29 protein-coding genes are annotated in these 24,959 nt (G+C 55.6%); 14 read left to right on the top strand and 15 right to left on the bottom strand.

Translation table 11 applies throughout. The features are described from left to right. The first annotated feature begins 5 nt into the window (after positions 1-5). From HV127_RS17525 to HV127_RS17495, 7 genes are all read left to right on the top strand, one after another. The gene (locus HV127_RS17525) at positions 6-749 is read left to right on the top strand and encodes a glucosamine-6-phosphate deaminase (protein WP_182237555.1); all 744 of its coding nucleotides are present in this window, start codon (positions 6-8) and stop codon (positions 747-749) included. Further along, on the top strand, positions 746-1,708 hold the full coding sequence (locus HV127_RS17520) for an aldo/keto reductase (protein ID WP_182237554.1): 963 nt from the start codon (positions 746-748) through the stop codon (positions 1,706-1,708). Before HV127_RS17525 ends, HV127_RS17520 begins: the two co-directional genes overlap by 4 nt. Beyond that, a complete protein-coding gene (locus HV127_RS17515) occupies positions 1,705-2,481 on the top strand; it encodes a sugar phosphate isomerase/epimerase (protein ID WP_182237553.1) in 777 nt (258 codons plus the stop codon). Before HV127_RS17520 ends, HV127_RS17515 begins: the two co-directional genes overlap by 4 nt. Before the next feature lie 15 nt (positions 2,482-2,496). Further along, on the top strand, positions 2,497-2,781 hold the full coding sequence (locus HV127_RS17510) for an HPr family phosphocarrier protein (RefSeq protein WP_181482868.1): 285 nt from the start codon (positions 2,497-2,499) through the stop codon (positions 2,779-2,781). A gap of 80 nt (positions 2,782-2,861) precedes the next feature. Then, complete coding sequence (gene ltaE, locus HV127_RS17505; protein WP_182237552.1) at positions 2,862-3,860, top strand: low-specificity L-threonine aldolase; 999 nt, start codon at positions 2,862-2,864, stop codon at positions 3,858-3,860. A gap of 10 nt (positions 3,861-3,870) precedes the next feature. After that, complete coding sequence (locus tag HV127_RS17500) at positions 3,871-5,310, top strand: SDR family oxidoreductase (RefSeq protein WP_182237551.1); 1,440 nt, start codon at positions 3,871-3,873, stop codon at positions 5,308-5,310. A gap of 392 nt (positions 5,311-5,702) precedes the next feature. Then, the gene (locus HV127_RS17495; RefSeq protein ID WP_182240708.1) at positions 5,703-6,716 is read left to right on the top strand and encodes an NAD(P)-dependent oxidoreductase; all 1,014 of its coding nucleotides are present in this window, start codon (positions 5,703-5,705) and stop codon (positions 6,714-6,716) included. Here HV127_RS17495 and HV127_RS17490 read toward each other — a convergent pair. Both HV127_RS17490 and HV127_RS17485 read right to left on the bottom strand, forming a co-directional pair. After that, on the bottom strand, positions 6,713-7,543 hold the full coding sequence (locus tag HV127_RS17490) for an N-acetylmuramoyl-L-alanine amidase (protein ID WP_182237549.1): 831 nt from the start codon (positions 7,541-7,543) through the stop codon (positions 6,713-6,715). The two genes, HV127_RS17495 and HV127_RS17490, sit on opposite strands and share 4 nt — an antisense overlap. Beyond that, positions 7,540-7,863, bottom strand: coding sequence for a heavy metal-binding domain-containing protein (locus HV127_RS17485; RefSeq protein WP_182237547.1), 324 nt, complete (start codon positions 7,861-7,863; stop codon positions 7,540-7,542). The genes HV127_RS17490 and HV127_RS17485 overlap by 4 nt, the downstream gene beginning before the upstream one ends. Positions 7,864-7,980: 117 nt before the next feature. On the opposite strand from HV127_RS17485, the gene HV127_RS17480 reads away from it, so the two are divergent. The 6 genes from HV127_RS17480 to artJ all read left to right on the top strand — a co-directional run bounded on the left by HV127_RS17480 (position 7,981) and on the right by artJ (position 12,509). Further along, entirely contained in the window at positions 7,981-8,496 is a 516-nt protein-coding gene (locus HV127_RS17480) for a lipoprotein (protein ID WP_182237545.1), read from the top strand. A 226-nt stretch (positions 8,497-8,722) separates the two neighbouring features. Next, positions 8,723-9,451 carry an arginine ABC transporter ATP-binding protein ArtP gene (gene artP, locus HV127_RS17475; protein ID WP_112214677.1) on the top strand — a complete coding sequence of 243 codons (729 nt, stop codon included), beginning with the start codon at positions 8,723-8,725 and terminating at the stop codon, positions 9,449-9,451. A 19-nt stretch (positions 9,452-9,470) separates the two neighbouring features. Beyond that, on the top strand, positions 9,471-10,202 hold the full coding sequence (gene artI / locus HV127_RS17470) for an arginine ABC transporter substrate-binding protein ArtI (protein WP_110275253.1): 732 nt from the start codon (positions 9,471-9,473) through the stop codon (positions 10,200-10,202). A gap of 6 nt (positions 10,203-10,208) precedes the next feature. Continuing rightward, entirely contained in the window at positions 10,209-10,925 is a 717-nt protein-coding gene (gene artQ / locus HV127_RS17465; protein WP_182237543.1) for an arginine ABC transporter permease ArtQ, read from the top strand. After that, positions 10,925-11,593, top strand: coding sequence for an arginine ABC transporter permease ArtM (gene artM, locus HV127_RS17460; RefSeq protein ID WP_110275257.1), 669 nt, complete (start codon positions 10,925-10,927; stop codon positions 11,591-11,593). Before artQ ends, artM begins: the two co-directional genes overlap by 1 nt. Before the next feature lie 184 nt (positions 11,594-11,777). Continuing rightward, the gene (artJ, locus tag HV127_RS17455; protein ID WP_182237541.1) at positions 11,778-12,509 is read left to right on the top strand and encodes an arginine ABC transporter substrate-binding protein ArtJ; all 732 of its coding nucleotides are present in this window, start codon (positions 11,778-11,780) and stop codon (positions 12,507-12,509) included. 118 nt (positions 12,510-12,627) lie between these two features. Here the strand turns inward: artJ and HV127_RS17450 are convergent, their stop codons facing one another. The 12 genes from HV127_RS17450 to HV127_RS17395 all read right to left on the bottom strand — a co-directional run bounded on the left by HV127_RS17450 (position 12,628) and on the right by HV127_RS17395 (position 23,863). Further along, on the bottom strand, positions 12,628-14,100 hold the full coding sequence (locus tag HV127_RS17450) for a sensor histidine kinase (protein ID WP_182237540.1): 1,473 nt from the start codon (positions 14,098-14,100) through the stop codon (positions 12,628-12,630). Further along, positions 14,097-14,813 carry a response regulator transcription factor gene (locus tag HV127_RS17445; protein WP_182237539.1) on the bottom strand — a complete coding sequence of 239 codons (717 nt, stop codon included), beginning with the start codon at positions 14,811-14,813 and terminating at the stop codon, positions 14,097-14,099. The genes HV127_RS17450 and HV127_RS17445 overlap by 4 nt, the downstream gene beginning before the upstream one ends. Positions 14,814-14,891: 78 nt before the next feature. Further along, the gene (gene rlmC, locus HV127_RS17440) at positions 14,892-16,022 is read right to left on the bottom strand and encodes a 23S rRNA (uracil(747)-C(5))-methyltransferase RlmC (protein ID WP_182237538.1); all 1,131 of its coding nucleotides are present in this window, start codon (positions 16,020-16,022) and stop codon (positions 14,892-14,894) included. A 42-nt stretch (positions 16,023-16,064) separates the two neighbouring features. Then, positions 16,065-16,553, bottom strand: a complete 489-nt coding sequence (locus HV127_RS17435; protein ID WP_110275267.1) for a YbjO family protein — start codon at positions 16,551-16,553, stop codon at positions 16,065-16,067. 182 nt (positions 16,554-16,735) lie between these two features. Beyond that, the gene (gene potI, locus HV127_RS17430; RefSeq protein ID WP_181482879.1) at positions 16,736-17,581 is read right to left on the bottom strand and encodes a putrescine ABC transporter permease PotI; all 846 of its coding nucleotides are present in this window, start codon (positions 17,579-17,581) and stop codon (positions 16,736-16,738) included. Beyond that, positions 17,578-18,531, bottom strand: a complete 954-nt coding sequence (gene potH, locus HV127_RS17425; RefSeq protein ID WP_181482880.1) for a putrescine ABC transporter permease PotH — start codon at positions 18,529-18,531, stop codon at positions 17,578-17,580. The genes potI and potH overlap by 4 nt, the downstream gene beginning before the upstream one ends. 10 nt (positions 18,532-18,541) lie before the next feature. Next, positions 18,542-19,675 carry a putrescine ABC transporter ATP-binding subunit PotG gene (gene potG / locus HV127_RS17420; protein ID WP_181482881.1) on the bottom strand — a complete coding sequence of 378 codons (1,134 nt, stop codon included), beginning with the start codon at positions 19,673-19,675 and terminating at the stop codon, positions 18,542-18,544. 142 nt (positions 19,676-19,817) lie between these two features. After that, a complete protein-coding gene (gene potF / locus HV127_RS17415) occupies positions 19,818-20,930 on the bottom strand; it encodes a spermidine/putrescine ABC transporter substrate-binding protein PotF (RefSeq protein ID WP_112214684.1) in 1,113 nt (370 codons plus the stop codon). A gap of 348 nt (positions 20,931-21,278) precedes the next feature. After that, positions 21,279-21,758 (bottom strand): YbjN domain-containing protein, encoded by a 480-nt coding sequence (locus HV127_RS17410; RefSeq protein ID WP_110275402.1) that lies wholly within the window; start codon positions 21,756-21,758, stop codon positions 21,279-21,281. A 90-nt stretch (positions 21,759-21,848) separates the two neighbouring features. After that, complete coding sequence (gene rimK, locus HV127_RS17405) at positions 21,849-22,751, bottom strand: 30S ribosomal protein S6--L-glutamate ligase (RefSeq protein WP_112214686.1); 903 nt, start codon at positions 22,749-22,751, stop codon at positions 21,849-21,851. 115 nt (positions 22,752-22,866) lie between these two features. Beyond that, positions 22,867-23,589, bottom strand: a complete 723-nt coding sequence (nfsA, locus tag HV127_RS17400) for a nitroreductase NfsA (RefSeq protein WP_182237537.1) — start codon at positions 23,587-23,589, stop codon at positions 22,867-22,869. Then, positions 23,573-23,863: a YbjC family protein gene (locus tag HV127_RS17395; RefSeq protein WP_181482886.1), complete on the bottom strand. Its 291-nt coding sequence runs from the start codon at positions 23,861-23,863 to the stop codon at positions 23,573-23,575. Before HV127_RS17395 ends, nfsA begins: the two co-directional genes overlap by 17 nt. Positions 23,864-24,068: 205 nt before the next feature. Between HV127_RS17395 and HV127_RS17390 the strand changes: the two genes are divergently transcribed. Continuing rightward, complete coding sequence (locus tag HV127_RS17390; RefSeq protein WP_110275282.1) at positions 24,069-24,332, top strand: GrxA family glutaredoxin; 264 nt, start codon at positions 24,069-24,071, stop codon at positions 24,330-24,332. Between the two features lie 6 nt (positions 24,333-24,338). Here the strand turns inward: HV127_RS17390 and ybjM are convergent, their stop codons facing one another. Next, on the bottom strand, positions 24,339-24,722 hold the full coding sequence (gene ybjM / locus HV127_RS17385; RefSeq protein ID WP_110275284.1) for an inner membrane protein YbjM: 384 nt from the start codon (positions 24,720-24,722) through the stop codon (positions 24,339-24,341). Positions 24,723-24,959: the final 237 nt, after the last annotated feature.

Raw genomic sequence — 24,959 nt, 5'->3', positions numbered from 1 at the left:
TGAGTATGCATATTTATCACCAAGACACGGCGGATCAACTGGCGCAAGCCATCAGCTTACGCATTGCGGCACAGCTACAGGAGCGGCCCGATAGCCTGTTATGTCTGGCGGGGGGAGAAACCACGCTGCCCGTGTTTCGCGCCTGCGTCGCCGCACAGCAGGCGGGCCTGGCGGATTTTAGCCGCTGCCGCTTTGTCAGCCTTGATGAGTGGATCGGCCTTGGCCGCGAGGACGTCGGCAGCTGCCTGCAAACGCTGAGCGATGAGTTATTTCAGCCTCTGGCGTTAAGGAACGAACAGATCGTGTTCTTTGACGGTCAAGCGGCGGATTTGCAAAATGAATGCCGAAGAATCGACGCGGTCATCGCCGCCCATGGTGGCCTGGATCTGGTTGTGCTCGGGGTGGGCATGAATGGTCATATCGGTTTCAACGAACCGGGCGTCAATGGCGAGCAAAACAGCCATATCGAACCGCTGGATGAGGTCACCCGCACCATCGCCCCGAAATATTTCAACCGTCCGCAGCCGGTCACGCAGGGCATCACTCTGGGCATTCAGCAACTGCGCACGGCGCGACAGATTTTGCTGATGATCACCGGTGATCACAAAACTGACATCGCTGAACGGTTTATCAACACGCCGGTTAGCCCACATTTCCCCGCCAGCCTGCTGCGTGATTTACCGCAAACAACCTTCTGGACGGACAGGGTTATTCCTCGCGCCAACATCACTCAGGAGGCGATACGATGAAACAGATAGCGCTGCGCGGCTGGCGCGATGGCAAACCGTTCACCTTCTCCTGTAGCCAACTGGTGCTGGGCTCAGCGAACTGCTTATGTAAGGATCGCCGGGAGGAAGCCTTTGCCCTGCTGGACGCCTTCTTCGCCGCTGGCGGTAACACGTTTGATGTTGCACGCCACTACCGCGCCAGCGAGACGGTATTAGGCGACTGGATTGCACAACGCGGCCTACGCAAGCAGGTGCGGATAGCCACAAAAGGCGGTCACCCCACGCGCGAGGAGCCCGATCGCTCACGCATTTCTCCACCCGCCATCGATGAAGACATTTTCACCAGTCTTGAACAACTGCAAACGGACTATATCGACCTGTATGCCCTGCATCGTGACGATCCCAGCGTCGACGTTTCATCGTTAATGTCCTGCCTGCATGAACATGTCCTTAAGGGCAGGATCCGCGCTATTGGCGTGTCAAACTGGTCTCAGGCGAGGATCACCGAGGCGCAGAATTTTATTGCGCACAACGGACTTACGCCATTGAGTTTTAACAGTCCGCAGTTAAGCCTTGCGCAAAGCCGGGTCCCCCGCTGGCCAGGATGTGTTAGCGCCGACCCGCAGATGCAGCAGTGGCATCAGCAAACGCAGCTCCCGCTGATTGCCTGGTCATCGCAAGCCGGAGGCTTTTTTTCCGGGCTGTACGGTCCAAATCGACTGCCGCAGGAACAAGAGATGGTCGACGCTTTTTGCTTTGATGACAACTGGCAACGGTTGAGCCGCGCTCAACAGCTGGCACAGCATAAAAACGTCAACGCCATCAATATCGCCCTCGCCTGGGTACTGGCCCGCCCCTTCCCCTGTGCGGCAATCATCGGCCCTGAAACCCCTGCTGAATTAGCAGATTGCCTGCGCGCGGCGGCGTTAACGCTAACGACAGAGGAACTTAACTGGCTGGAAACAGGAGACAAAACATGAACAACGGAAAATTTGCCGTACAGCTCTATACCCTGCGTCACGCGCTCACTGAGGACTTCGCCGGGACATTACGTGAAGTTAAAAAAATGGGCTGGAAAGCGGTGCAAATAGATGGCCTGCGCGGGCACAGCGCGGAGGAAGTCAAAGATGCCTTGCGCGAAACCAATCTGAAGGTCCCGGGAATGCATATCAGCCCGCAGAGAATGGTCAATGACCTGGATGCGGTGGTTTACGAAGGGTTGCTGTTCGGCACAAAGACCATGTTTTGTCATTATCTCGAACCGGAGCGACAGAATGAGTCGGGCTACCGGGAGATTAAATCGCAGCTGCTGGGCGTTGCCGATAAGCTCGCGAAGCTCGGCTGGCGCGTCGGATATCACAATCACGAGTTTGAGTTTCAGTCGCAGGTGGATGGGCTCGTCGCCCACGACTATCTGATGGCGCCAGAAAATAACCGCTGTCTGTATCCGGAGATTGACACCTACTGGGTCAAATATGCCGGGTTCGATCCGCTTAGCTGTATCGAAAAATATCCATACCGCATCCCCATCCTGCATCTGAAGGATATCTATGCCGACCCGGCACTCGGCTACCCGGAGTCGTTAGCCGAAATTGGCCGTGGAAGTATTGATTTCCTGCCCATCCTGCAATGGGGTGAGCGCTACGGCGTTGAATATTACGCCGTTGAACAGGATATCTGCCCTGGCAACCCGCTCGATAGCCTGGCCATCAGCCTGGAGAATTTACAGCGACTGGCACAAAAATGCGCCTGACCGAGGAGTGATATCGTGAATTATCTACAAGCACATATTCGCATTCGCAACCCTAGCGGCCTGCATGCCCGCCCTGCGGCGCAGTTAGTCAAAACCGTTAAGGCACTGGATTTCCCGGTGGAGATTGCCCATACGCGGCATCCGGAGCGCTTCGTCAATGCGGGCAGTTTAATGAAGCTCCTCGGCCTCGGCGTCAGCCGCGGGGATGAGATAATCCTGCGCCTGCCCGCCGGAAAAGCGGCGGAAATGGTCAATTTGCAGGCGTTGATTAATGCCGGGCTGGGGGAGAATATCGATTAAACGGACTTTTCCTTCTCCAGAGTGGCGTAAGCCTGGAACTTCCGGTACAAATTGAAGACAACTCTTGAGAAGGAATTTATATGATTGATTTACGCAGTGATACCGTCACCCGCCCGGGCCGCGCCATGCTGGAAGCGATGATGGCCGCCCCGGTCGGGGACGATGTTTATGGCGATGACCCGACGGTAAATAAACTTCAGCGCTACGCCGCAGAACTGGCTGGCAAAGAAGCGGCTATCTTCCTGCCGACCGGCACCCAGGCCAACCTCGTGGGCTTACTCAGCCACTGCCAGCGCGGCGAAGAGTATATCGTCGGCCAGGGCGCACATAACTATCTCTACGAAGCCGGCGGCGCAGCGGTGCTCGGCAGCATCCAACCGCAACCGATCGACGCCGCTGCAGATGGCTCCCTGCCGCTGGATAAAGTCGCCGCGAAGATTAAGCCGGACGATATCCATTTCGCCCCCACTCGCCTGCTCACCCTTGAAAACACTCATAATGGCAAAGTGCTGCCGCGTGAATATCTTAAAGAAGCATGGGAATTCACCCGTGAACGCGGCCTGGGGCTGCACGTTGACGGTGCGCGTATTTTCAACGCCGTAGTGGATTACGGCTGCGAGCTGCGCGATATCACGCAGTACTGCGATTCATTCACTATCTGCCTGTCAAAAGGCCTCGGTGCGCCGATAGGCTCGCTGCTGGTGGGGAGCCAGGAGTACATTCACCGCGCTATCCGCTGGCGAAAAATGGTCGGCGGCGGGATGCGCCAGGCGGGGATTCTGGCGGCGGCGGGTCTGTATGCCTTGCAGAATAACGTCGAGCGTTTAAAAGAAGATCACGACAACGCCGCATGGATGGCGGAGCAACTGCGCGCTATCGGCGCTGACGTTATGCGCCATGATACCAACATGCTGTTTATTCGCGTCGGCGAAGAACATGCCGCGCTGGGTGAACATTTGCGCGAGCACGGCGTGTTGATCAACGCCTCAACGGCCGTGCGTCTGGTGACGCATATTGACGTGAATCGTCAGCAGCTTGCCGAGGTGGTGAACCACTGGCAGGCGTTTCTGAATCGTTAAGGAGTCCGGCGTGTCGCAACGAATTCTGGTGCTTGGCGCCAGCGGTTATATCGGCCAGCATTTGGTTAAAAGGCTCAGCGAGCAAGGTTTTCCGGTGCTGGCGGCGGCACGCCATATCGACAGGCTCAAAAAACAGAACCTCCCCGGCGTCGAGTGTCATCAGCTCGATTTAAACCAACCAGACGCGCTCCCCGCTCTGCTGGCGCAGGCCGATACCGTCTACTACCTGGTTCACGGAATGGGCGAAGGCGGCGACTTTATCCGTCATGAGCGTCAGGTTGCGCTGAACGTGCGCAACGCCCTACGCCAGGTCCCGGTCCGCGAAGTGATTTTCCTGAGTTCACTTCAGGTTGCGGAACAAGAGCAATCCGACCATCTGCGCGCCCGCCAGGTCACCGCCGACCTGCTACGCGAATCGAGCGTTCCGGTGACTGAAGTCAGGGCGGGCATTATCGTCGGGGCGGGTTCCGCCGCCTTCGAAGTGATGCGCGATATGGTTTACAACCTGCCGGTACTGACGCCGCCGCGCTGGGTGCGCTCGCGCACAACCCCGATTGCGCTGGAAAATTTGCTCTACTATCTGGTGCAGTTGCTTAATCATCCCGCCCACGAGCATCGTGTTTTTGAAGCCGCCGGGCCGGAGGTTTTAAGCTATCAGCAGCAGTTCACCCGTTTTATGGCGGTTAGCGGCAAGCACCGTCTGCTGATCCCCATCCCCTTCCCGACCAGTTGGATTTCGGTGTGGTTTCTCAACGTCATTACTTCGGTGCCGCCCACCATCGCCAAAGCGCTGATCCAGGGTCTGAAACATGACCTGATCGCCGACGACCACTCTCTGCGGGCGCTCATTCCCCAACCGCTCATCTCCTTCGATGAGGCAGTGCGCCGCACGCTGAAAGAAGAGGAGCAACTGGTGAACTCCAGCGACTGGGGCTACGATGCGCAGGCCTTCGCCCGCTGGCGGCCGGAATACGGCTACTTCCCGAAACAGGCGGGCTGTACCGTTAACACGCCTGCCAGCCTGGACGCGCTGTGGAAGGTGGTCAACCAAATTGGCGGCAAAGAGGGCTACTTCTTCGGTAACGTCCTGTGGAAAACTCGCGGCGCGATGGATTTACTAGTCGGCCATCGGCTGGCAAAAGGCCGCCCGGAAAAAGAATATCTGCAGACCGGCGACGCGGTGGACAGCTGGAAAGTGATTATCGTCGAGCCAGAAAAACAGCTCACGCTGTTATTTGGCATGAAAGCCCCCGGCCTTGGTCGCCTGAGTTTTACCCTGCGCGATAAAGGCGATCATCGCGAGCTGGACGTTCGCGCCTGGTGGCATCCGCACGGTATGCCAGGCCTGTTCTATTGGCTGCTGATGATCCCGGCGCATCTGTTTATTTTTCGCGGCATGGCGCGGCGCATCGCCCGGCTGGCGGAGCAAATCACCGACACCCCGGATTGATGACAAGCCCGTTTTAACTAACGTGCCCGCATTTTTGCCGGGCGGCGGCTAGCGCCTTACACGGCCTACGGTTCACAATCGTCTGCGGGCCGGTTGCCCTGGCTGGCTACGGGCTTGATGTCATACGCGGATCGCGTAGGCCCGCCCCCGGCAATTCTTTGCTCGCAATCGGCTATACCCTAAATAATTCGAGTTGCAGGAAGGCGGCAAGTGAGCGAATCCCCAGGAGCTTACACTGGTAAGTGACTGGGGTGAACGAACGCGGCCAACACACATGCAACTTGAAGTATGACGGGTATGTATGTAGCGAATTCTTTCATGATTCCCATTGCATCACAGTCAGAATCACGGAAAAATGCGCACGAAATTCTTTTGTGGGACAGTGGATCGATATGAAGGTACTGGTTACCGGTGCGACCAGCGGGTTAGGCCGCAACGCGGTGGAATATCTGCGTAACAAGGGCATCAGCGTCAGAGCGACCGGACGAAACGAAGCGATGGGCAAGCTTCTGTGCAAAATGGGCGCCAAGTTCGTTCCCGCAGACTTAACCGAGCTGGTCTCCTCGCAGGCCAAAGTGATGCTCGCCGGTATCGATACCCTGTGGCACTGCTCCAGCTTTACCTCGCCGTGGGGCACCCAGCAGGCCTTCGATTTAGCCAACGTTCGCGCCACCCGTCGCCTCGGTGAATGGGCGGTCGCCTGGGGTGTGCGCAACTTCGTACATATCTCTTCGCCATCGCTCTATTTTGATTATCACCATCATCGCGATATTCAGGAAGATTTTCGCCCAAACCGGTTCGCCAACGAGTTTGCCCGCAGTAAAGCGGCAAGCGAAGAGGTGATCAATTTGCTGGCCCAAGCTAACCCGAATACCCGTTTTACGATTTTGCGCCCGCAGAGCCTGTTTGGCCCGCATGATAAGGTGTTTATCCCGCGCCTGGCGCAGATGATGCAGCACTACGGCAGCGTTCTGTTGCCGCGCGGCGGCAGCGCGCTGGTGGACATGACCTATTATGAAAACGCAGTGCACGCGATGTGGCTCGCCAGCCAACCGCAGTGCGACCGTCTGCCTTCGGCTCGCGCCTACAACATCACCAACGGCGAACCGCAAAACCTGCACAGCATTGTGCAGAAGCTTATTAATGAGCTGGGGATTAAGTGCCGCATCCGTTCGGTCCCTTATCCAATGCTGGATATCATCGCCCGCAGCATGGAGCACTTTGGCAATAAGTCAGCTAAAGAGCCCGCATTCACCCACTACGGCGTCTCCAAGCTGAACTTTGATTTCACTCTCGACATCACCCGCGCCCAGCAGGAGCTAGGCTACCAGCCGGTGGTGACAATGGATGGAGGCATCATCCGTACCGCCGCATGGCTAAAAGACCACGGTAAACTGCACCTCTAACCCCGCCCGTACTTTTCCAGCAGCGCTTCAGCAATCGCCAGCGTTTGGGCATCGGCAACGCCATCCCAGCGCGCGGGGCGGAAGTGCATCTGGAATGCCATAATCACCCGCTTCTGCTGCGCTGGGGTCATTTCCGGCGTCACCTGATAGCCGTAGCGCGACAGTACATCCAGCAGCTCTGCCGTATCCACTGGTTCGTATGACGGGCGGCCTTGCAGATAAAACGCCACCCGCTGCGCATCCGGCCATGCGCCTATCCCCTGCTCCGCCAGCCTGTGCCACGGGAAAAGCGGCCCCGGATCGTCTTTACGCTGCGGGGCAATGTCTGCATGGGCAACAACGTTCTGCGGCGCAATGTGGTAGCGGGCGATAATATCTTTTGCCAACGGGATCAGGGCGTCAATCTGCGCCGGATTAAACGGCGTGAAGCTTTTTACCCCTGCCGTTTTTTGCCAGCCGCGATTCTCCAGCTCAATGCCAATCGAAGTATCGTTAATGCGCGTACTTCCGCGCCAGAAACTGATGCCTGCATGCCAGGCCAGATCTTCTTCCGGTACCAGTTGCCAGATCCGCGGCTTGCCATTATGCCGCGGCGGTTTCTCTGGGATCAGGTAGTGGGAACTCACCTGATTATCCGTTAGCGTCGCCAGCGAAACGTCAAAATCATCGGCGGTGTAGTGAATCACCAGCACCTTGATGCGCGGATAAGCCGCCTGAGCCGGGTGGCGCGTATCCAGCTGATAGCCGTCGCGATCGACAATCCCTTTTTCCGTGGCACAGCCCGCCAACAGCAGCGCGAGCAGGACGCCAGCCCGGCAAATTCTCATCGCCGGGTCTTCACCGCAGTGCCGCTGACGCTCACCATCAGCATGCTGCTGTCTTTACCGACGGTTTCGTAATCAATATCGATACCGACTATCGCATCCGCACCCAGCGATTTCGCCTGCTCGCCCATCTCTTCGAAAGCGATTTCCCGCGCCTTACGCAACTCTTTCTCATAGGCACCGGAACGACCGCCGACGATATCGCGAATGCTGGCAAAAAAATCGCGGAATACGTTGGCACCGAGAATCGCTTCCCCCGTGACGACGCCGCAGTATTCGATAATGGGCTGACCTTCCAGGGTCGGGGTGGTTGAGAATTGCATGATGAAACTCCTTCTTTAGCGTTCAATGCGTTAGCTCTAAGGGTCAAGCACAATCCCTATCTGATACACTATGCTTGAAAAGATATTCTAACGTAGTGAGCTTATAAGGAAATCATCATGCGCTACAAAGTTCTTGCATTAGTCCTCCCCTGCGCGCTGGCGCTCAGCGCCTGTACCACCGTCACGCCTGCCTACAAAGATAACGGCACCCGCAGCGGCCCTTGCGTCGAAGGCGGTCCGGATGACGTGGCGCAGAAGTTTTATGATTACCAGGTGCAGAATCGCAACAGCGATCTGACGGCGCTGCGTCCGTATCTGAGCGACGATCTGGCGAAATTGCTGAACGACGCGCGTCAGGACCCGTCAAACAATACCCTGCTGCAGTCTAACCTGTTCTCCAGCAGCACAACGCCTGCCGACAGTGCCGATGTCGCCAGCGCCTCCACGATCCCTAATCGCGATGCGCGTAATATTCCGCTGCGCGTTGAGCTGAAACAGGGGACGCAAAGCTGGAAAGACGAAGTACTGATGATTCAGGAAGGCCAGTGCTGGGCCGTGGATGACGTCCGTTACCTCGGTAATAACTCCCATGCGCCAGCAGGTAGCCTGCGTCAGAGTCTCGAAAAACGCTGAGTTGGGCGTTGAACTGACTCTGCCAGATTAATAACCCCGGTAAAATGTCGGTATTCCTTCCAGTAATACCGACATTTACTCCCCTCGCCTTCACGAAGCCATATTTTGTGCTACCTTTAAATGTAAACGTGGTTTACATTTAACTTTTAACGCATAAATATTGCATAACTATTCTGCCAAAGGTACTATTTGCGGCCTCAATTGCTATTTGTATCAGACTGCCCAGATGAGTATTAAACTAAACGGCATTAACTGCTTCTACGGCGCACACCAGGCGCTGTTCGACATCACGCTGGATTGCCCGCAGGGGGAAACGCTGGTGCTGCTCGGCCCTAGTGGTGCCGGTAAAAGCTCGCTGCTTCGCGTACTCAACCTGCTGGAGATGCCGCGTTCCGGTACCCTGCACATTGCCGGGAATCATTTCGACTTTACCAAAGCGCCTTCTGACAAAGCCATTCGTGAGCTGCGCCAGAACGTCGGTATGGTTTTCCAACAGTACAATCTGTGGCCGCATCTGACCGTGCAGCAAAACCTGATTGAAGCCCCCTGCCGTGTACTCGGCTTAAGCAAGGATCAGGCTTTGGCCCGCGCCGAAAAGCTGCTCGAACGTCTGCGCCTGAAACCCTACAGCGATCGCTATCCACTGCATCTTTCCGGCGGCCAGCAGCAGCGTGTCGCCATTGCCCGCGCGCTGATGATGGAACCGCAGATTCTGCTGTTTGATGAACCAACGGCGGCGCTCGATCCAGAAATCACCGCTCAGATCGTCAGCATTATTCGCGAACTGGCTGAAACCGGCATCACGCAGGTTATCGTCACCCACGAGGTGGAAGTGGCGCGTAAAACCGCGAGCCGCGTGGTGTATATGGAAAATGGCTATATCGTCGAACAAGGGGATGCTGACTGCTTTACGCATCCGCAAACCGACGCGTTTAAAAACTATCTTTCACATTGATGTTTTCGGGGAAATGACGATGAAAAAAGTACTGATTGCCGCTCTTCTTGCGGGCATGAGCCTCTCCGCCACCGCAGCCCAGACCATTCGTTTCGCCACCGAGGCTTCCTATCCTCCGTTTGAAGCGATTGATGCTAATAACAAAATCGTCGGATTCGATGTCGATTTGGCCAACGCGCTGTGTAAAGAGATTGATGCCACCTGCACCTTTACCAACCAGGCTTTCGACAGCCTGATCCCAAGCCTCAAGTTCCGCCGTTTCGATGCGGTAATGGCCGGGATGGACATCACCCCTGAGCGTGAAAAACAGGTGTTGTTCACCACGCCATATTACGAGAACTCAGCGCTGTTCGTCGGTCAGCAGGGTAAATTCACCAGTATCGATCAGCTTAAAGGCAAAAAAGTCGGCGTCCAGAACGGCACGACTCACCAGAAATTCATCACCGATAAGCACCCGGAAATCACCACCGTCCCTTACGACAGCTACCAGAACGCGAAGCTGGATCTGCAAAACGGTCGCATTGACGCCGTCTTCGGCGATACCGCTGTCGTCACCGAATGGCTGAAGAGCAATCCGAAGCTGGGAGCAGTGGGCGACAAAGTCACCGACAAAGACTACTTCGGCACCGGTCTCGGCATTGCGCTGCGCCAGGGTAATACCGAGCTGCAGCAGAAATTCAACGCTGCGCTGGAAAAAGTGAAGAGCGATGGGACTTACCAGTCTATCTATAACAAATGGTTCCAGAAGTAACGCTGAATGAACGAATTTTTTCCATTAGCAAGCGCCGCCGGGATGACCGTCGGCCTTGCCGTTTGCGCCCTGATCATCGGTCTGGTGCTGGCGATGCTGTTTGCCGTCCTCGAGTCGGTGAAGCTGCGTCCCGTCGCCTGGCTCGCAACCGGCATTGTCACCCTTTTGCGCGGACTACCGGAAATTCTGGTGGTTCTGTTTATCTATTTTGGCTCCTCGCAGCTGCTGCTCATTCTTTCTGACGGCTTTACGATCAATCTCGGCTTTGCGCAGATCCCTGTGCAGATGGAAATTGAAAACTTCGACGTCAGCCCGTTCCTCTGCGGGGCCATTGCCCTCTCTCTGCTCTACGCCGCTTATGCGTCGCAGACTCTGCGCGGGGCGCTAAAAGCAGTCCCTCAGGGACAGTGGGAATCCGGTCAGGCGCTGGGGTTATCCAAATCCGCCATTTTCTTCCGTCTGGTGATGCCGCAAATGTGGCGTCATGCGTTGCCGGGACTCGGCAATCAGTGGCTGGTGCTGCTGAAGGATACCGCGTTAGTCAGCCTTATCAGCGTCAACGATCTTATGCTGCAAACCAAAAGTATCGCCACCCGTACTCAGGAGCCGTTTAACTGGTACATCATCGCGGCGGCAATCTATCTGGTCATCACCCTGTTAAGTCAGTACATCCTCAAACGTATTGACCAGCGTGCGACGCGCTTCGAAAGGAGTCCAGGCTGATGCTTGATTATTTACCCGAACTGTTGAAAGGACTGCACACCAGCCTGACGCTGACTGCGGCATCCATCGCGGTGGCGCTGATTTTGTCGCTGATTTTTACCATCGTCCTGACGCTCAAAACGCCGGTGTTGGTATGGATTGTTCGCGGCTACATCACGCTATTTACCGGCACGCCGCTGCTGGTGCAGATCTTCCTGATTTACTACGGCCCGGGCCAGTTCCCGTCGCTGCAGGAATATCCGGCAATCTGGCACCTGATTTCCGAGCCATGGCTCTGCGCGCTGATTGCCCTTTCGCTGAATAGCGCCGCTTATACCACGCAGCTGTTTTATGGTGCTATTCGCGCTATTCCTGACGGTCAGTGGCAATCCTGCGGCGCGCTGGGGATGAGCAAAAAGGATACCCTGGCGATTCTGCTGCCGTACGCTTTTAAGCGCGCCCTCTCCTCTTACTCCAACGAAGTGGTGCTGGTGTTCAAGAGTACCTCTCTGGCCTACACCATCACGCTGATGGAAGTGATGGGCCATAGCCAGCTGCTCTATGGGCGCACCTATGACGTGATGGTGTTCGGCGCCGCCGGGATTGTCTATCTCATCGTCAACGGCCTGCTGACGCTGCTGATGCGGGTGGTTGAACATAAAGCATTGGCATTTGAGCGACGCAACTAACCGCTCCAGCGAAATGCATAATTAGCAAAACGAGGACGGACAAGCCCAATGACTTGTCCGTCTTTTTTTATTCACATTAAAATAAATATCCATGTTTATTGCATATAAATTCATTTAATGGCATTGTTAGACCCAGCCGCAAATACGGCACAACATCATAAGATTGACCGACGGGAGTTTGACGATGAAAAAGTTAGTTCTGGCTGCACTGCTTACCTCTTTCGCCTTTGGCGCCGCCGCCGCAGAAAAAATCAGCTTTGGCGTTTCAGCGACTTACCCACCGTTTGAATCGATGGACGCCAACAACCAGATCGCCGGTTTCGACATCGACCTGGCAAACGCGCTATGCAAACAGATGCAGGCCGAGTGTACCTTTACCAACCACGCTTTTGACAGCCTGATCCCGGCGCTCAAATTCAAGAAATATGATGCGGTGATTTCCGGTATGGACATCACGCCGGAGCGCAGCAAGCAGGTGGCGTTTACTGACCCGTACTACGCCAACTCCGCGCTGGTTATTTCGAAGAAAGATGCCTTCCACTCTTTCGACGATCTGAAAGGCAAGCGCATCGGCATGGAAAATGGCACTACGCATCAGAAATACCTGCAGGATAAACATCCTGAAGTGAAAACCGTGGCCTACGATAGCTACCAGAATGCATTTATTGACCTGAAAAATGGCCGTATTGATGGAGTATTTGGCGATACCGCCGTGGTTAACGAATGGCTGAAAACCAACCCGCAGCTGGGCGTAGCGACGCCGAAAGTGACCGACCCGCAATACTTCGGCACCGGCCTTGGCATTGCGGTACGCCCGGATAACAAAGCGCTGCTGGAAAAACTGAATAACGCACTGAAGGCAATTAAAGCCGACGGGACCTACCAGAAAATCAGCAACCAGTGGTTCCCGGAGTAATCCTTCCCCGAGGCGACTGTGAACCTGTAGCCCGGGCAAGGCGCATCAAGCGGCCGCCCCCGGGATGATAATGTGCAACCACACGACCTGGACAGAGCCGGTCAACAAACCAGGAACCTTAAACCGGCAGGGTAAACTGAAAACAGGCCCCTGCCGGTGCTTCCAGAAGGCATATATCGCCGCCGTGTAGCTGTAGCATCCTGCGCACAATCATCAACCCTAACCCTCCCCGCAATGCACTTTGCGCGCCAGGCTCAAGTACCGAAGGCCGTTCAAACAACGTTGCCCGTAGCTCACCAGCCACTCCCGGCCCGCTATCCGCGACCTCAACGATAAACTCCGGCCCTGACCGACGCGCCGTCAGGCGAATCACGCCGCCTTCCGGAGTATGCCGCAGGGCGTTATCGAGTAGATTAGTCAGCACCCGTTCGATCATCGACAGGTCCGCGACAACCGGCGGCAACCCCTCCGACAGCTCCAGCTGCAAAGCAATTTTTCGCGTGGCGATCGTCAAATCGAACTTTTGCGCCACGTCCTGCACCAGCTCAGCCAGTGCAAACTTCTCCGGCTGCGGCTTAATCCCCCCGTGCTCCAGGCGGGCCAACTCAAACAGCTGCTGAGAAAGATGGCGAACTTTATTCCCCTGACGTAGCGCGATGTTCAGATACTGTTTGTTCTCCTCCACCGTGAGTCGATCGGCCTTAAGGGTCAATGTTTCCAGATAGCCCAGCAACGAGGTCAGCGGCGTGCGCAGGTCGTGAGAGATATTGGCGACGAATTCGCGACGCTGGCGATCGCTATCAGCCAGGCGATCCCACTGTCCGGCAATCTGGCGGGCCAGTTCGATAAAGCGGTTATGCAGCACGGCGACTTCATTGCCCGGATTCGCTTCAGGGGTTTGCGCCGCCAGCGCTTTAATCGCGCGAATGCTGTCTTTTTCATCCGTTGCCACCAACGCGGTAAGCTGGCGCACCGGGCGCGTTACCCAATACCAGGCAAGGCCGCCCGCCAGCAGGCCAAGGGCAGCCACCAGCAACAGGGTCCACAATAACAGGCTCCACAAGGTTTTCTGCCAGGCGCTCGCCGCCAGTTCATTAAAGGTTTCACCCTGTAAAATGATATACAGATAGCCGCGCAGCTGGCCGTCCTGCCTTAGCGGCGCGACGCTAAACACTTTTTGCTGGTCGATACTGCGCGGGTCGTCGCCATAAATCGGCCACGTGCCGCCGGAGAGAAAAGTTTGTACCGGGTCCAGACCAATACGCTGACGCTTGATATGACCCGGCGGCGCAGCGTCGGCCAGCAGCTCGCCGTCGGGTGAAACCAGATACAGCTCGACGCTTGGGTTAAAGGTCATCAGCCGGTCGAAAAGTGGTTTCAGCATCTGGCGATCAACCTGCCCCTGAGAGTCCAGAAGCGGTTCGCGGGCGGCAATTTGTTGCGCCAGTCCGGCAGAGAGGCGCTGCACCATCGCATTGCCATATTGCGCGCTGCTGTAAAGCTGGATCAGGCACACGGCGATGGCGCAGAGCAGCAGCAGCGAGGTGAAAACCAACGCCAGGCGCTGGCTGAGGCTGAGACGGTGGATCATGACAGCGCCTCTTTGCGCTCCACGGCGAACTTATAGCCTTTTCCCCAGACGGTCAGGATGATGTCAGGTTCAGTCGGGTCGCGTTCGATTTTAGTTCGCAGGCGGTTGATATGGGTATTGACCGTATGCTCATAGCCGTCATGCTGGTAGCCCCAAACTTGATCAAGCAGCGCAAGACGGGAAAAGACCTCGCCCGGGTGGCGGGCAAAGTAGTACAGCAGGTCAAACTCTCGCGGCGTGAGATCGATCGCCTCGCCGCGCAGCTTCACTTCGCGGGACAAGGGGTCGATGCTCAGACCATGGCTGACGATGCGCCCGGCATCCATCAACAGATTCTGGCCCATCGCCTCCTGGCGGCGAAACACCGCTTTCACTCTGGCGGTTAGTTCGAGAATTGAAAAGGGTTTAGCAAGGTAATCATCCGCACCCATTTCCAGCCCCTGCACGCGCTGGGTTTCGCTGGCGCGAGCGCTGATAATAATCACCGGCAGGTAACGAGTTTGCTGGCGAATGCGCCGACAGATTTCCAGACCATCAACGTTGGGCAGCATCAGGTCGAGAATCACCGCATCCCAGCTCTCTTTCTCCAGCCACTGTAGCGCCTGCGCCCCGTCCGCCTCGTGGACAATCTGATACCCCTCATCCTGCAGATTCAGGCGCAGCAGCGCGGCAATATCCTCATCATCTTCAACCAACAGAATTCTCTTAGCCACCGGCAGCACTCCGCTTTTCATACATTCTGATTAGCCAAGCTTACCCGATCTTCGCCTGCTGAAGAGTTCACATTTTGTTTAAACTTCGCGAACCAGCAGGGTCAGCACCTCATAGTGGGCGGTATGGGGAAACATATCGAACAGCTGGACGCGCTCAACTCGGTAGCCGGTCAGGCGGGCGATATCTTTCGCCATCGTCCGGGCGTTACAGCTGGAGTAGATGATAAAGCCGGGTGCCATGCGGCTTAAGTAGTCACACAACTCGTTGCCGATACCACGACGCGGCGGATTCACCAGCACCAGCTCGGGAACTTCCCCTTCGCCAGTGGCGAACTGCGTGGAGTCGAGCGCCTGAAAATGCAGGTTATGCAAGCCAAGCTCCGCCGCCGACTGCTTCGCGCAGGCAATAGCCTCCGGAGCAATTTCAATTCCGGTCAAACGCATCTGCGGCGTAGCGCAGTGCAGGCCAAAACCGCCGACTCCGCAGAACAGATCCCACATATGGTTGACCGGCAGCCCGCGCACCCAGTCGCGAGCGGTGGCGTACAGCTGGCTGGCAACCACCGGGTTAGTCTGAAAGAAACTTTGCGGGCGGATCCACAGCGGCACGCCGTTGAAATTTTCCGCCAGCGCCTGCTGGCCAGTAAGGAAAATTTCCTGCTCCCCTTCCATTATCGCCATATGCACCGGCTGAATGTTGGCGGTAATCACTTTCAACTGCGGCAACTGAGCCTGTAGCTCCGGCAGCGCGGCGCGCAGTTGGCCAAGTTTGGCCTCTGAGCGCAGGACAAAGCGCAGCATCATGCTGCTGTCCTGCTGGCTTTCGGTAAGCAGAATATACTTCAGCTCGCCGCGTTTGCGGGCAACGTTATAGGGCGTGAGTCCGGCGCGGGCGATAAACGGTTTAAGCGCGGCAAACACTGGCGCAAAACTTTCGGGATATAGCGGGCAATCGGTGAGATCTTCCGGGGTACCATCGCGGTGCAGCATGCCAAGGAGCGGACGCTCAACGCTGCCGCTGACCACCATTTTGGCTTTGTTGCGAAACCCGGCTTCCGGGCCACAAACCGGTGCGCACCAGTTAGCTACCGGACTCTCCGCCAACAGCCTATGCAGGTCGGCCATTTTATCGGCGAGCTGTTGCGGTACCGGTAGTTCCAGCCACTGACAGGAGCGACAGCGGCCCGCGTCATAAAGTGCGCAGTGCATAAGAAGACCTTCAAAAAAACAGGGGCGGGGATTGTATCACCGTTACTGTAAACGGAAAAAGCGTCGACACGGGGCCGGGACAAACAGCAGCACCAGCACCAGCAAATCCGGCAGTTTTTGCATCATCAGCGAGCGGAAGATTTCGCGCTTCGATTCTCCGGCGATGCTAAATAGCTCGGGATAACCGTAACCTAACGATGCGGCCCACAGATAGCCGATGACGATAACCTGAGTCAGCAGATACAGCCAGCGCGCCCAGTTACGCCCTTTTACCAGCGAAAACGCACACCAGATTTCAACGAACACCAGCACCAGACTTGAGAGAAAGACCAACGTCAACGGCCACGTCTGCACGCTGCGATGGATAAATTCCGCGATCCCTCTGACGCCAAGCTGATTGAGGATCATCAACAGATCCAGACCACGGATCAAAATAATGGCGAAAGCCGCCACCTGCACCAGTGCAGGAACGTTAAGACGAGCATGAGACGAGTGCGTTTTTGTAAACAATCCCAACGTAAAGTCTTCCATGAAAACGGCGCCACAAATGCGGCGCCGATGTTAACTCTATTGCAGATATTATACCCTAAATAATTCGAGTTGCTTAAAGGCGGCAAGGGGGGGAGTCCCCAGGAGCATAGATAACTATGAGACTGGGGTGAGTGAGCGTAGCCAACACATAAGCAACTTGAAGTATGACGGGTATAGGTGGTTCAGCCCCTTCTTGCACGCTGAATATCGCGCACCCGCTGCTTTTCTGCGCGCGCCATCAAATACCAGGCGATAAAACCGACAATTCCGACCACGCCGAGGATTAAGGTCGCCAGGGCGTTAATCTCCGGGTTCACGCCCATGCGCACGCTGGAGAAGACCAGCATCGGCAACGTCGTCGCGCCCGGCCCGGAAACAAAGCTGGCAATCACCAAATCGTCCAGAGACAAGGTAAACGCCAGCAGCCAGCCGGAGACCACTGCCGGCATAATCATCGGCAGCGTAATGACGAAAAAGACCTTCAGCGGCGCAGCCCCCAGATCCATTGCCGCCTCTTCGATAGAGTGGTCCAGCTCGCGCAGACGCGACGAAATTACCACCGCCACGTAAGCGGTACAAAAGGTGACGTGCGCCAGCCAGATGGTCAGCATTCCGCGATCCGACGGCCAGCCAATAGAGTGCCCCAGCGCCACAAACAGCAGCAGCAGCGACAAACCGGTTATCACATCAGGCATTACCAGCGGCGCGGTAATCATAAAGGCAAAACCGTTTGAACCGCGAAAGCGACCAAAACGCACCATCACCACCGCGGCAATGGTACCGAGGATCACCGCCGCCGTCGCGGCGCAGGCGGCAATGGTCAGGCTCAGTCCCACCGCGCTCATCATCGCATCGTCATGAAACAGCTCGCGATACCAGCGCGTCGACCACCCGGCCCAGACCGTCACCAGCTTCGAGCTGTTGAACGAGTAAATCACCAGCATGAGCATCGGCGCGTACAGGAAGGTAAAGCCAAGCACCAGAATTAAAATTCGCCACGGCGAACGGACTACCGGCAAATCACTCATCCGTGTTCTCCTCCCTGTTTTTGCTGATGCTTGTGGAACCACATGATCGGTACGATCAGCAGCAACAGCATCACAATCGCTACCGCCGAGGCCACCGGCCAGTCACGGTTATTAAAGAATTCCTGCCACAGCACGCGGCCAATCATAATGCTGTCCGGGCCGCCCAACAGTTCCGGAATCACGAACTCCCCTACCGCCGGAATAAACACCAGCATCGACCCGGCGATAATGCCGCCTTTGGTCAGCGGAACAATGACCTGGAAGAAGGTTTTCAGCGGACGCGCCCCCAGATCCAGCGACGCCTCGACCAGTGAGTAATCGATACGCGTCAGAGCGGTATAAATCGGCAGCACCATAAACGGCAGATAGGCGTATACAATGCCGATATAGACCGCAAGGTTGGTATGCAGGATCTCCAGCGGCTGATCGATAACCCCCAGCCACAACAGGAAGTTATTCAGCACACCGTTGCTTTTCAGCAGTCCCATCCAGGCATAGACGCGGATCAGGAACGACGTCCACGATGGCAGGATAACCAGCAGCAGCAGGATGTTGCGCGTTGATGGTTTACTGTGCGCGACCGCCCACGCTAGCGGGTAGCCCATCAGCAGGCAGCAGAACGTCGAGATCCCCGCCACCTGAAGCGACTGCAAATACGCTTCGAAATAGAGCGGATCGTCGGTAAGCTGCAGGAAATTGCCAAGATTCAGCGTCAGCGTCAGCTGGCCGTCAGCCCATTCCAGCAGATCGGTATAAGGCGGGATCGCCCGCGCCATTTCCGCCAGGCTGATTTTAAACACAATCAGGAACGGCAGCAGAAACAGCAAAATCAGCCACACGTAAGGTAGCGCAATCACCAGTTTGCGCCCGTGAGCCATTTGCAGGCGCGCCAGCCACAGCGCAAAACCGCCCGGCTTTTTCGCGCCTGACGGAGGTTCTAATGTACTCATCGCCCTCTCCTTACACCGTCAGCACGACGCAGCTATCGGCGTCCCAGCACAAACGAACCTCATCGCCCCACGTCGGCGCACCTTTGCGGTAGCGGTGTTCGTTTTGTAACTGGGCGCTGATCATCTGCCCGCTTTTCAGGCGTACATGGTAGATAGACAGGTCGCCGAGATAGGCGATATAGATAACTTCGCCCACCGCAAAGTTGTAGCCATCCGCAGGCGGATCTTCGCAGAGCATGATTTTTTCCGGGCGCAGAGCTACCCACACAGGGACGTTATCCACCACGGAGGCGTCAGGGTCTACTTTCAATGGATGCGTCAGACCCGGCGAATCCAGCACCAGTCCATCTTCCTGACGCTCTTTCACCAGCCCTTCGAAGACGTTGACCGAACCGATAAACTCCGCGCTATAGCGGGTGGTTGGATGCTCGTAAATCTCCTCCGGCTCGCCAATTTGCACAAACTTGCCGCGGTTCATAATGGCGATGCGTCCCGCCATGGTCATCGCTTCTTCCTGATCGTGGGTCACCATCACGCAGGTGACGCCGACGCGCTCGAGAATATCGACCACTTCCAGCTGCATCCTGTCGCGCAGCTTTTTATCCAGCGCCCCCATCGGCTCATCGAGCAACAGCAGCTTCGGTCTTTTCGCCAGGCTACGGGCCAGCGCCACGCGCTGGCGCTGGCCACCAGAGAGCTGATGCGGTTTGCGCTTCGCGAACTCCTGCATATGCACCAGCGCCAGCATCTCCTGCACCCGACTGGTGATTTCCGCTTTCGGTAATCTGTCCTGCTTGAGGCCAAAGGCGATATTCTGCTCGACCGTCATATGCGGAAACAGCGCGTAGGACTGAAACATCATGTTGATAGGCCGCTGATACGGCGGCACCCGCGCCAGGTCGACGCCATCGAGAACAATCTGCCCAGCTGTTGGCTGTTCAAAACCCGCCAGCATGCGCAGCAAGGTCGATTTACCGCAGCCGGATGCGCCCAGCAGGGCAAAGATTTCGCCTTTGTAAATGGTGAGATTGACATCGTCGACGGCGTGCTGCCCATCAAACGACTTGGTTAAATTACGAATTTCCAGTAGCGGGGTCAGCGCTTTGGGGGCTTTTGCCTGCGGGCGGGGGATTGCGTCATTCACGGGGTGTTCTCCGGCAGAAATCAAAACTGGTGCAAACGCACTGTTATGGTGCGTATCGCCGGGCAGCGCTAACGCTTGCCCGGCCTACGGGTTTTGTAGGCCCGGTAGCATTAACGCCACCGGACAACGGTATTAAAAGTCGTTATTTCCCGCTTTTCACTTTTGTCCATGCGCGAGTACGCACACGGTCGATTTTTGGATCCTGTACTTTCAGGGTGAACAGCTTGGCGAATACGTCAGCTGGTGGATAAATTGCCGGGTTATTACGAATCTCTTCGCTAACCAGCGGCGTAGAGGCTTTGTTACCGTTAGCGTAATAAACGTGATCGCTAATATGCGCGATAACATCAGGACGCATCAGATAATTAAGGAACTGATAAGCCTCATCTTTATTTTTGGCATCCGCAGGCATGGCGAAGACATCAAAGAACGCCAGCGCTCCCTCCTTCGGAATAAAGTAGGAGACGTTTACGCCGTTCTTCGCTTCTTTCGCCCGATTAGCCGCCTGCCATACGTCACCCGCCCAGCCGATAGCAACGCAGATATCGCCGTTGGCAAGGTCATTGATGTACTGCGAGGAGTGGAAATAGCGGATGTTCGGACGCAGCTTAAGCAGCAGGTCGGTCGCCGGGCCAGTGTAATCATCGGCTTTACTGCTATTCGGATCTTTGCCGAGATAGTTCAGCACGGTGGCGAAAATCTCTTCCGGAGCATCAAGGAATGAGACGCCGCAGCTTTTCAGTTTCTCCAGGTTTTCCGGCTTCATCACCAGATCCCAGCTGTCCAGCGGTACATCTTTGCCCAGCACGGCTTTGACTTTATCCACGTTGTAGCCAATACCGGTAGTCGCCCACAGGTACGGTATCGCGTATTTATTGTCCGGGTCGTGCTTCGCCACCAGCTTCAGCACTTCCGGATCGAGATTTTTCCAGTTGGGGAGCTTGCTCTTATCCAGCGGCTGGAAAACCCCTGCCGCCAGCTGTCGTTCAAGGAAGCTCGCTGACGGCACCACCAGGTCAAAGCCGGTGCTGCCCGCCATGAGTTTGCCTTCCAGCACTTCGTTGGAATCAAAAACGTCATACACCACTTTAATACCGGTCTCTTTCTCAAAATTCGCTACCGTATCCGGCGCAATATAATCAGACCAGTTATAAACATGCAGGGTTTTTTGTTCAGCTGCGAGCGAACCGGCAGAAACGGCCATCAGCGCACCCGTAACCAGACCTGTTAACCATTTTTTACCAAAGGCGGTCATATCTCTTATTCCTTCTCAATGCCCGTTAACAAGCGGGCTGAATATACGCACTTGTTTGCATGCAATAATCATGCATATTTTTTCATTGCCTAAGAAAAGGAGAGAGGACCTCTCCCGGAATGGTTGCCCGCAACTGGAAGCATCGTCAGAATAACTGTAGCCAGAATAAGAGGCTATAGCCCAGGTAAAAAAACGCCTTTTATCAATTTTTTATGCAATAACGGTCTACGTGATAAGCCGAAAGCGGCAGAATGGCGGTGAAAAATTCTTTAAAGAAAGGTTAATGGCAGAATAAAAGCGGGAAATACGCAGCCGCTATGGCAGTGGCTGCGCTATTTTTCGACAGGCTTAGTGAAGAAAATGGTACTGGATATTCTCAGCGACGGGCTCTTCTTCCTCAGGCTTATACAACACCTGATTGGCGCTGGCTTCGAGCATAACCATTGAAATCTGTTCTTCGCTCTGACGGAAAAACCACGCGAACTGATCAAAGGTAATACCGACACCGACGATCAGCGCCTGGCACACCACCAGTTTCGGCAGATTATCATCCTGAATATCGAGAAAAGCCTTCACGGTCAACGAACTGGCGTTAATCGCTGAAAGATCGGCAGAGAGCGGCAGCAGCGCAGAAGGCTTAACTTCCGCCAGTGCGGAAAAGAGTACCACGTTGTCCACCAGGTCGAGTTTGGCATCAAAAATGCCTTCGAAATTCTGCATATGCGGCAGATGTAGCGCCTGGCAGGAATCACACTCAAAAAAGCTGATGCCCAATTCGTCGAGCCATTGACGTAACGTATCAAGACCCGGAACGACCAGTGAATCCATATGACCTGTGACCTCTTGCTGTGAAAAAATGCGACGCCATAGCTTACGCAAAAAAAGCGTCGTGTACCATGACGCTGTCGTGAAAGGAAACTAACCTCCCATTTTCAGACAAAACCCCGGTGTTGCCTGACGCTCAATCCAGTCAATCATTCGCCCGGCAATATCCGCCCCCGTTGTGGTTTCAACGCCCTCCAGGCCTGGAGAAGCATTCACTTCCATCACCAGCGGGCCGCGCGTAGCACGCAAAATATCGACGCCCGCCACATCCAACCCCAGCGTTTGCGTGGCTTTAATCGCCATTTCTCGCTCCTGCTCGCTGATGGTCGCGACCGTCGCCACGCCACCGCGATGCAGATTGGAACGGAAGTCGCCCTCCTTCGCCCGGCGTTCAATCGCCGCCACCACTTCATTGCCCACCACCAGGCAGCGCACATCCCGACCTTTCGCCTCGGCGATATACTCCTGCACCAGAATATGGGCGTTCAGACCGCGAAACGCGTCAATCACGCTCTCCGCCGCCTGGCGGGTTTCGGCCAGCACCACGCCGATGCCCTGCGTACCTTCCACCAGTTTTACCACCAGCGGCGCGCCGCCCACCATCGCGATCAGGTCGCTGGTATCATCCGGTGAATGGGCAATCCCGGTGAGCGGCAGGTCGATCCCCTGACGCGCCAGCAGCTGTAGCGAGCGCAGCTTGTCACGGGCGCGCGTAATAGCGACAGACTCATTCAGCGGATAGCTGCCCAGCAGCTCAAACTGACGCAGCGCGGCGGTGCCGTAATAGGTGATCGCTGAACCGATGCGAGGGATCACAGCATCGAAATGCGGTAGCTGGCGGCCTTTATAGTGAATCGATGAGGCCACCGGACTGACGTTCATATAGCAAGAAAGTGGATCGAGGATTTCGACCTGATGACCGCGTTTATGCGCGGCTTCACGCAGGCGTCGACATGAATAAAGCGTTCCATCCCGGGATAATATGGCAATTTTCACCCTGTACCTCTGCGAAAAGACCCGCTTTGGCGGGCCTTTGATAGCTAACAACGACTCAAATTTACGCTGACCTTGCAAAATCGCCTGGCGTCAGGCCGGGGCAGTTTACACGCAATCAGCGCGTAGCCCATCCCTGCTTATGCAAATATTCAAGAATAAACGGGCGACTCTCTTTAACAATAGTACGACGGATATGGTCGCTCCAGGTATCACGACGCGTGTTGCTCCCACGTGACAGATAATACTGCGCCAGCTGCTCGTCATATTCGCTAAGTATCGCATCGTCTAGCGGCTGATAGCTGTTTTCGTGCACCAGCATCTCCGATGGCATGCGCGGTTTTACGTCCGGGTTATCCGCAGGCCAGCCAAGGCACAGGCCAAACAGCGGCAGTACGTGCTGCGGCAGCTTCAGCAGTTCGGTCACTGCATCAATATTGTTGCGCAAGCCGCCGATATAGACACCGCCCAACCCCAGAGACTCTGCCGCCACCAGCGCATTCTGCGCCATAATCGCGGTATCAACGCAACCCAGCAGCAACTGTTCCGCCAGTCCCAGTTGGGCATCGGGGCAAATTTGCTGATTGCGGTTAAAATCGGCGCAGAACACCCAGAACTCGGCAGCCTGCGCCACGTGCTTCTGACCGCCGCTCATTGTCACCAGCTGTTGACGCAGCTGTGCATCGGTAACACGAATGATTGAGGTACATTGTAAAAAACTGGAGCTGGAAGCCCCCTGTGCACCGGCAATAATCGCAGCGCGCTGTTCATCACTGATAGGCGCGTCGGTAAAATGGCGAATAGAACGGTGGCTACGCAGCAGCTCAATGGTCGGCGTCATCTCGTTTTTCTCTGTCAGACAAGGAAGAAGGTGGGGTTTTGGTTTGCGTCAACTGCGGGGCAATCACTTTCGCCACCCGCCACATTAACGCCACGGCGGCCGGGAGCATCAGCAGGATCCCCGCGAAGATCATCAATAGCGCAGCCGTCGGGCTGGAAAACGGCGCGGGTAGACTGACGTACTGATTGAGCGAGAGCCAGGCCAGCGTCAACAACACCATGCCGAGAATCTCAACCACCAGCACGCTTTTTGGCAATGCAGCGGGCGATCGCATAACACTCCTCCGGTCCAAATAATTCGCACAACCCAGCGATAACGGGTCACGCAACAGGGCCAGTATAGCGGTTTCATCGCCAGAGTATTTATCAAACATAGCCCTAAACCATCGAAGCAAAAGGCAGAACCTTCTTTCCCTCGTCGGCATAACGCGTCATGATACGCCCCATTCGCCATCAGGCTGAGATTTAAGGAGAGAAACGATGTTTACCGTAATTTTTGGTCGTCCAGGTTGTCCGTATTGCGTTCGCGCCAAAGAACTGGCTGAAAAGTTGACCAATGAGCGTGATGATTTCAACTATCGCTACATTGATATCCACGCCGAAGGCATCAGCAAAGCCGATCTGGAAAAAACCGTGGGCAAGCCGGTAGAAACCGTACCGCAGATTTTTGTCGATCAGAAACACATCGGCGGCTGCACGGATTTTGAAGCCTGGGCGAAAGAGAATTTGGGTCTGTTTGCCTGAGACGGCTCAATCTTCTGATGAGTGCTTGCGTCTGGTATCAAGCCAGGCGCAAATAAACAGAAAGCATAATGCGCCAAGCGCGCACCAGAACACCGCGCTAAACAACCACGCCAGCTCCTGCCAGAAAGAACGCTGAGTCACAAAGAAAAGCCGCATTACCACCAGACAAATGGGGGCCGCCAGCATCGCGCCGATAAGGGGACGAATAACCCGCTGTCCAGGTGAGAGGCAGCTTGCCGCAGCGCCGGGGAGTAAAAAAAACAGTAGCCCGAGCTCGGGATTACCGGTAGCCCGAAAGGCACCTTTCATATGTAACAGCAGCGATAAACAAACCACAATAAATAGAAAGAACCCACAGATAATACCGGCCCAAGCACGCTCAGATTTCACTACATCCTCCTGATTTTGCCTCTAACCAACTTCCACTTCGTCCAGTCAGATAAAGATTCTGGCAGTCCATTCCAATTAAAGATCCCGCCAGTGCAAAAACGATTGTTACTAGCCGAAGCCTCCAGGAAGGATTAAACTATCGACTATATTTTGCTGGTTATAACGGGATGCCAGAATAGCGTTCGTGACAGCGCGAACACTGGAGCAACCTTAGACCAAATAACCATTTCCTTCAAC

The organism is Klebsiella sp. RHBSTW-00215, assembly GCF_014103785.1.
GTDB lineage: Bacteria > Pseudomonadota > Gammaproteobacteria > Enterobacterales > Enterobacteriaceae > Klebsiella.
The sequence above is the reverse complement of the archived record's forward strand: the minus strand, read 5'-3'. Positions and strand labels throughout refer to the sequence as shown.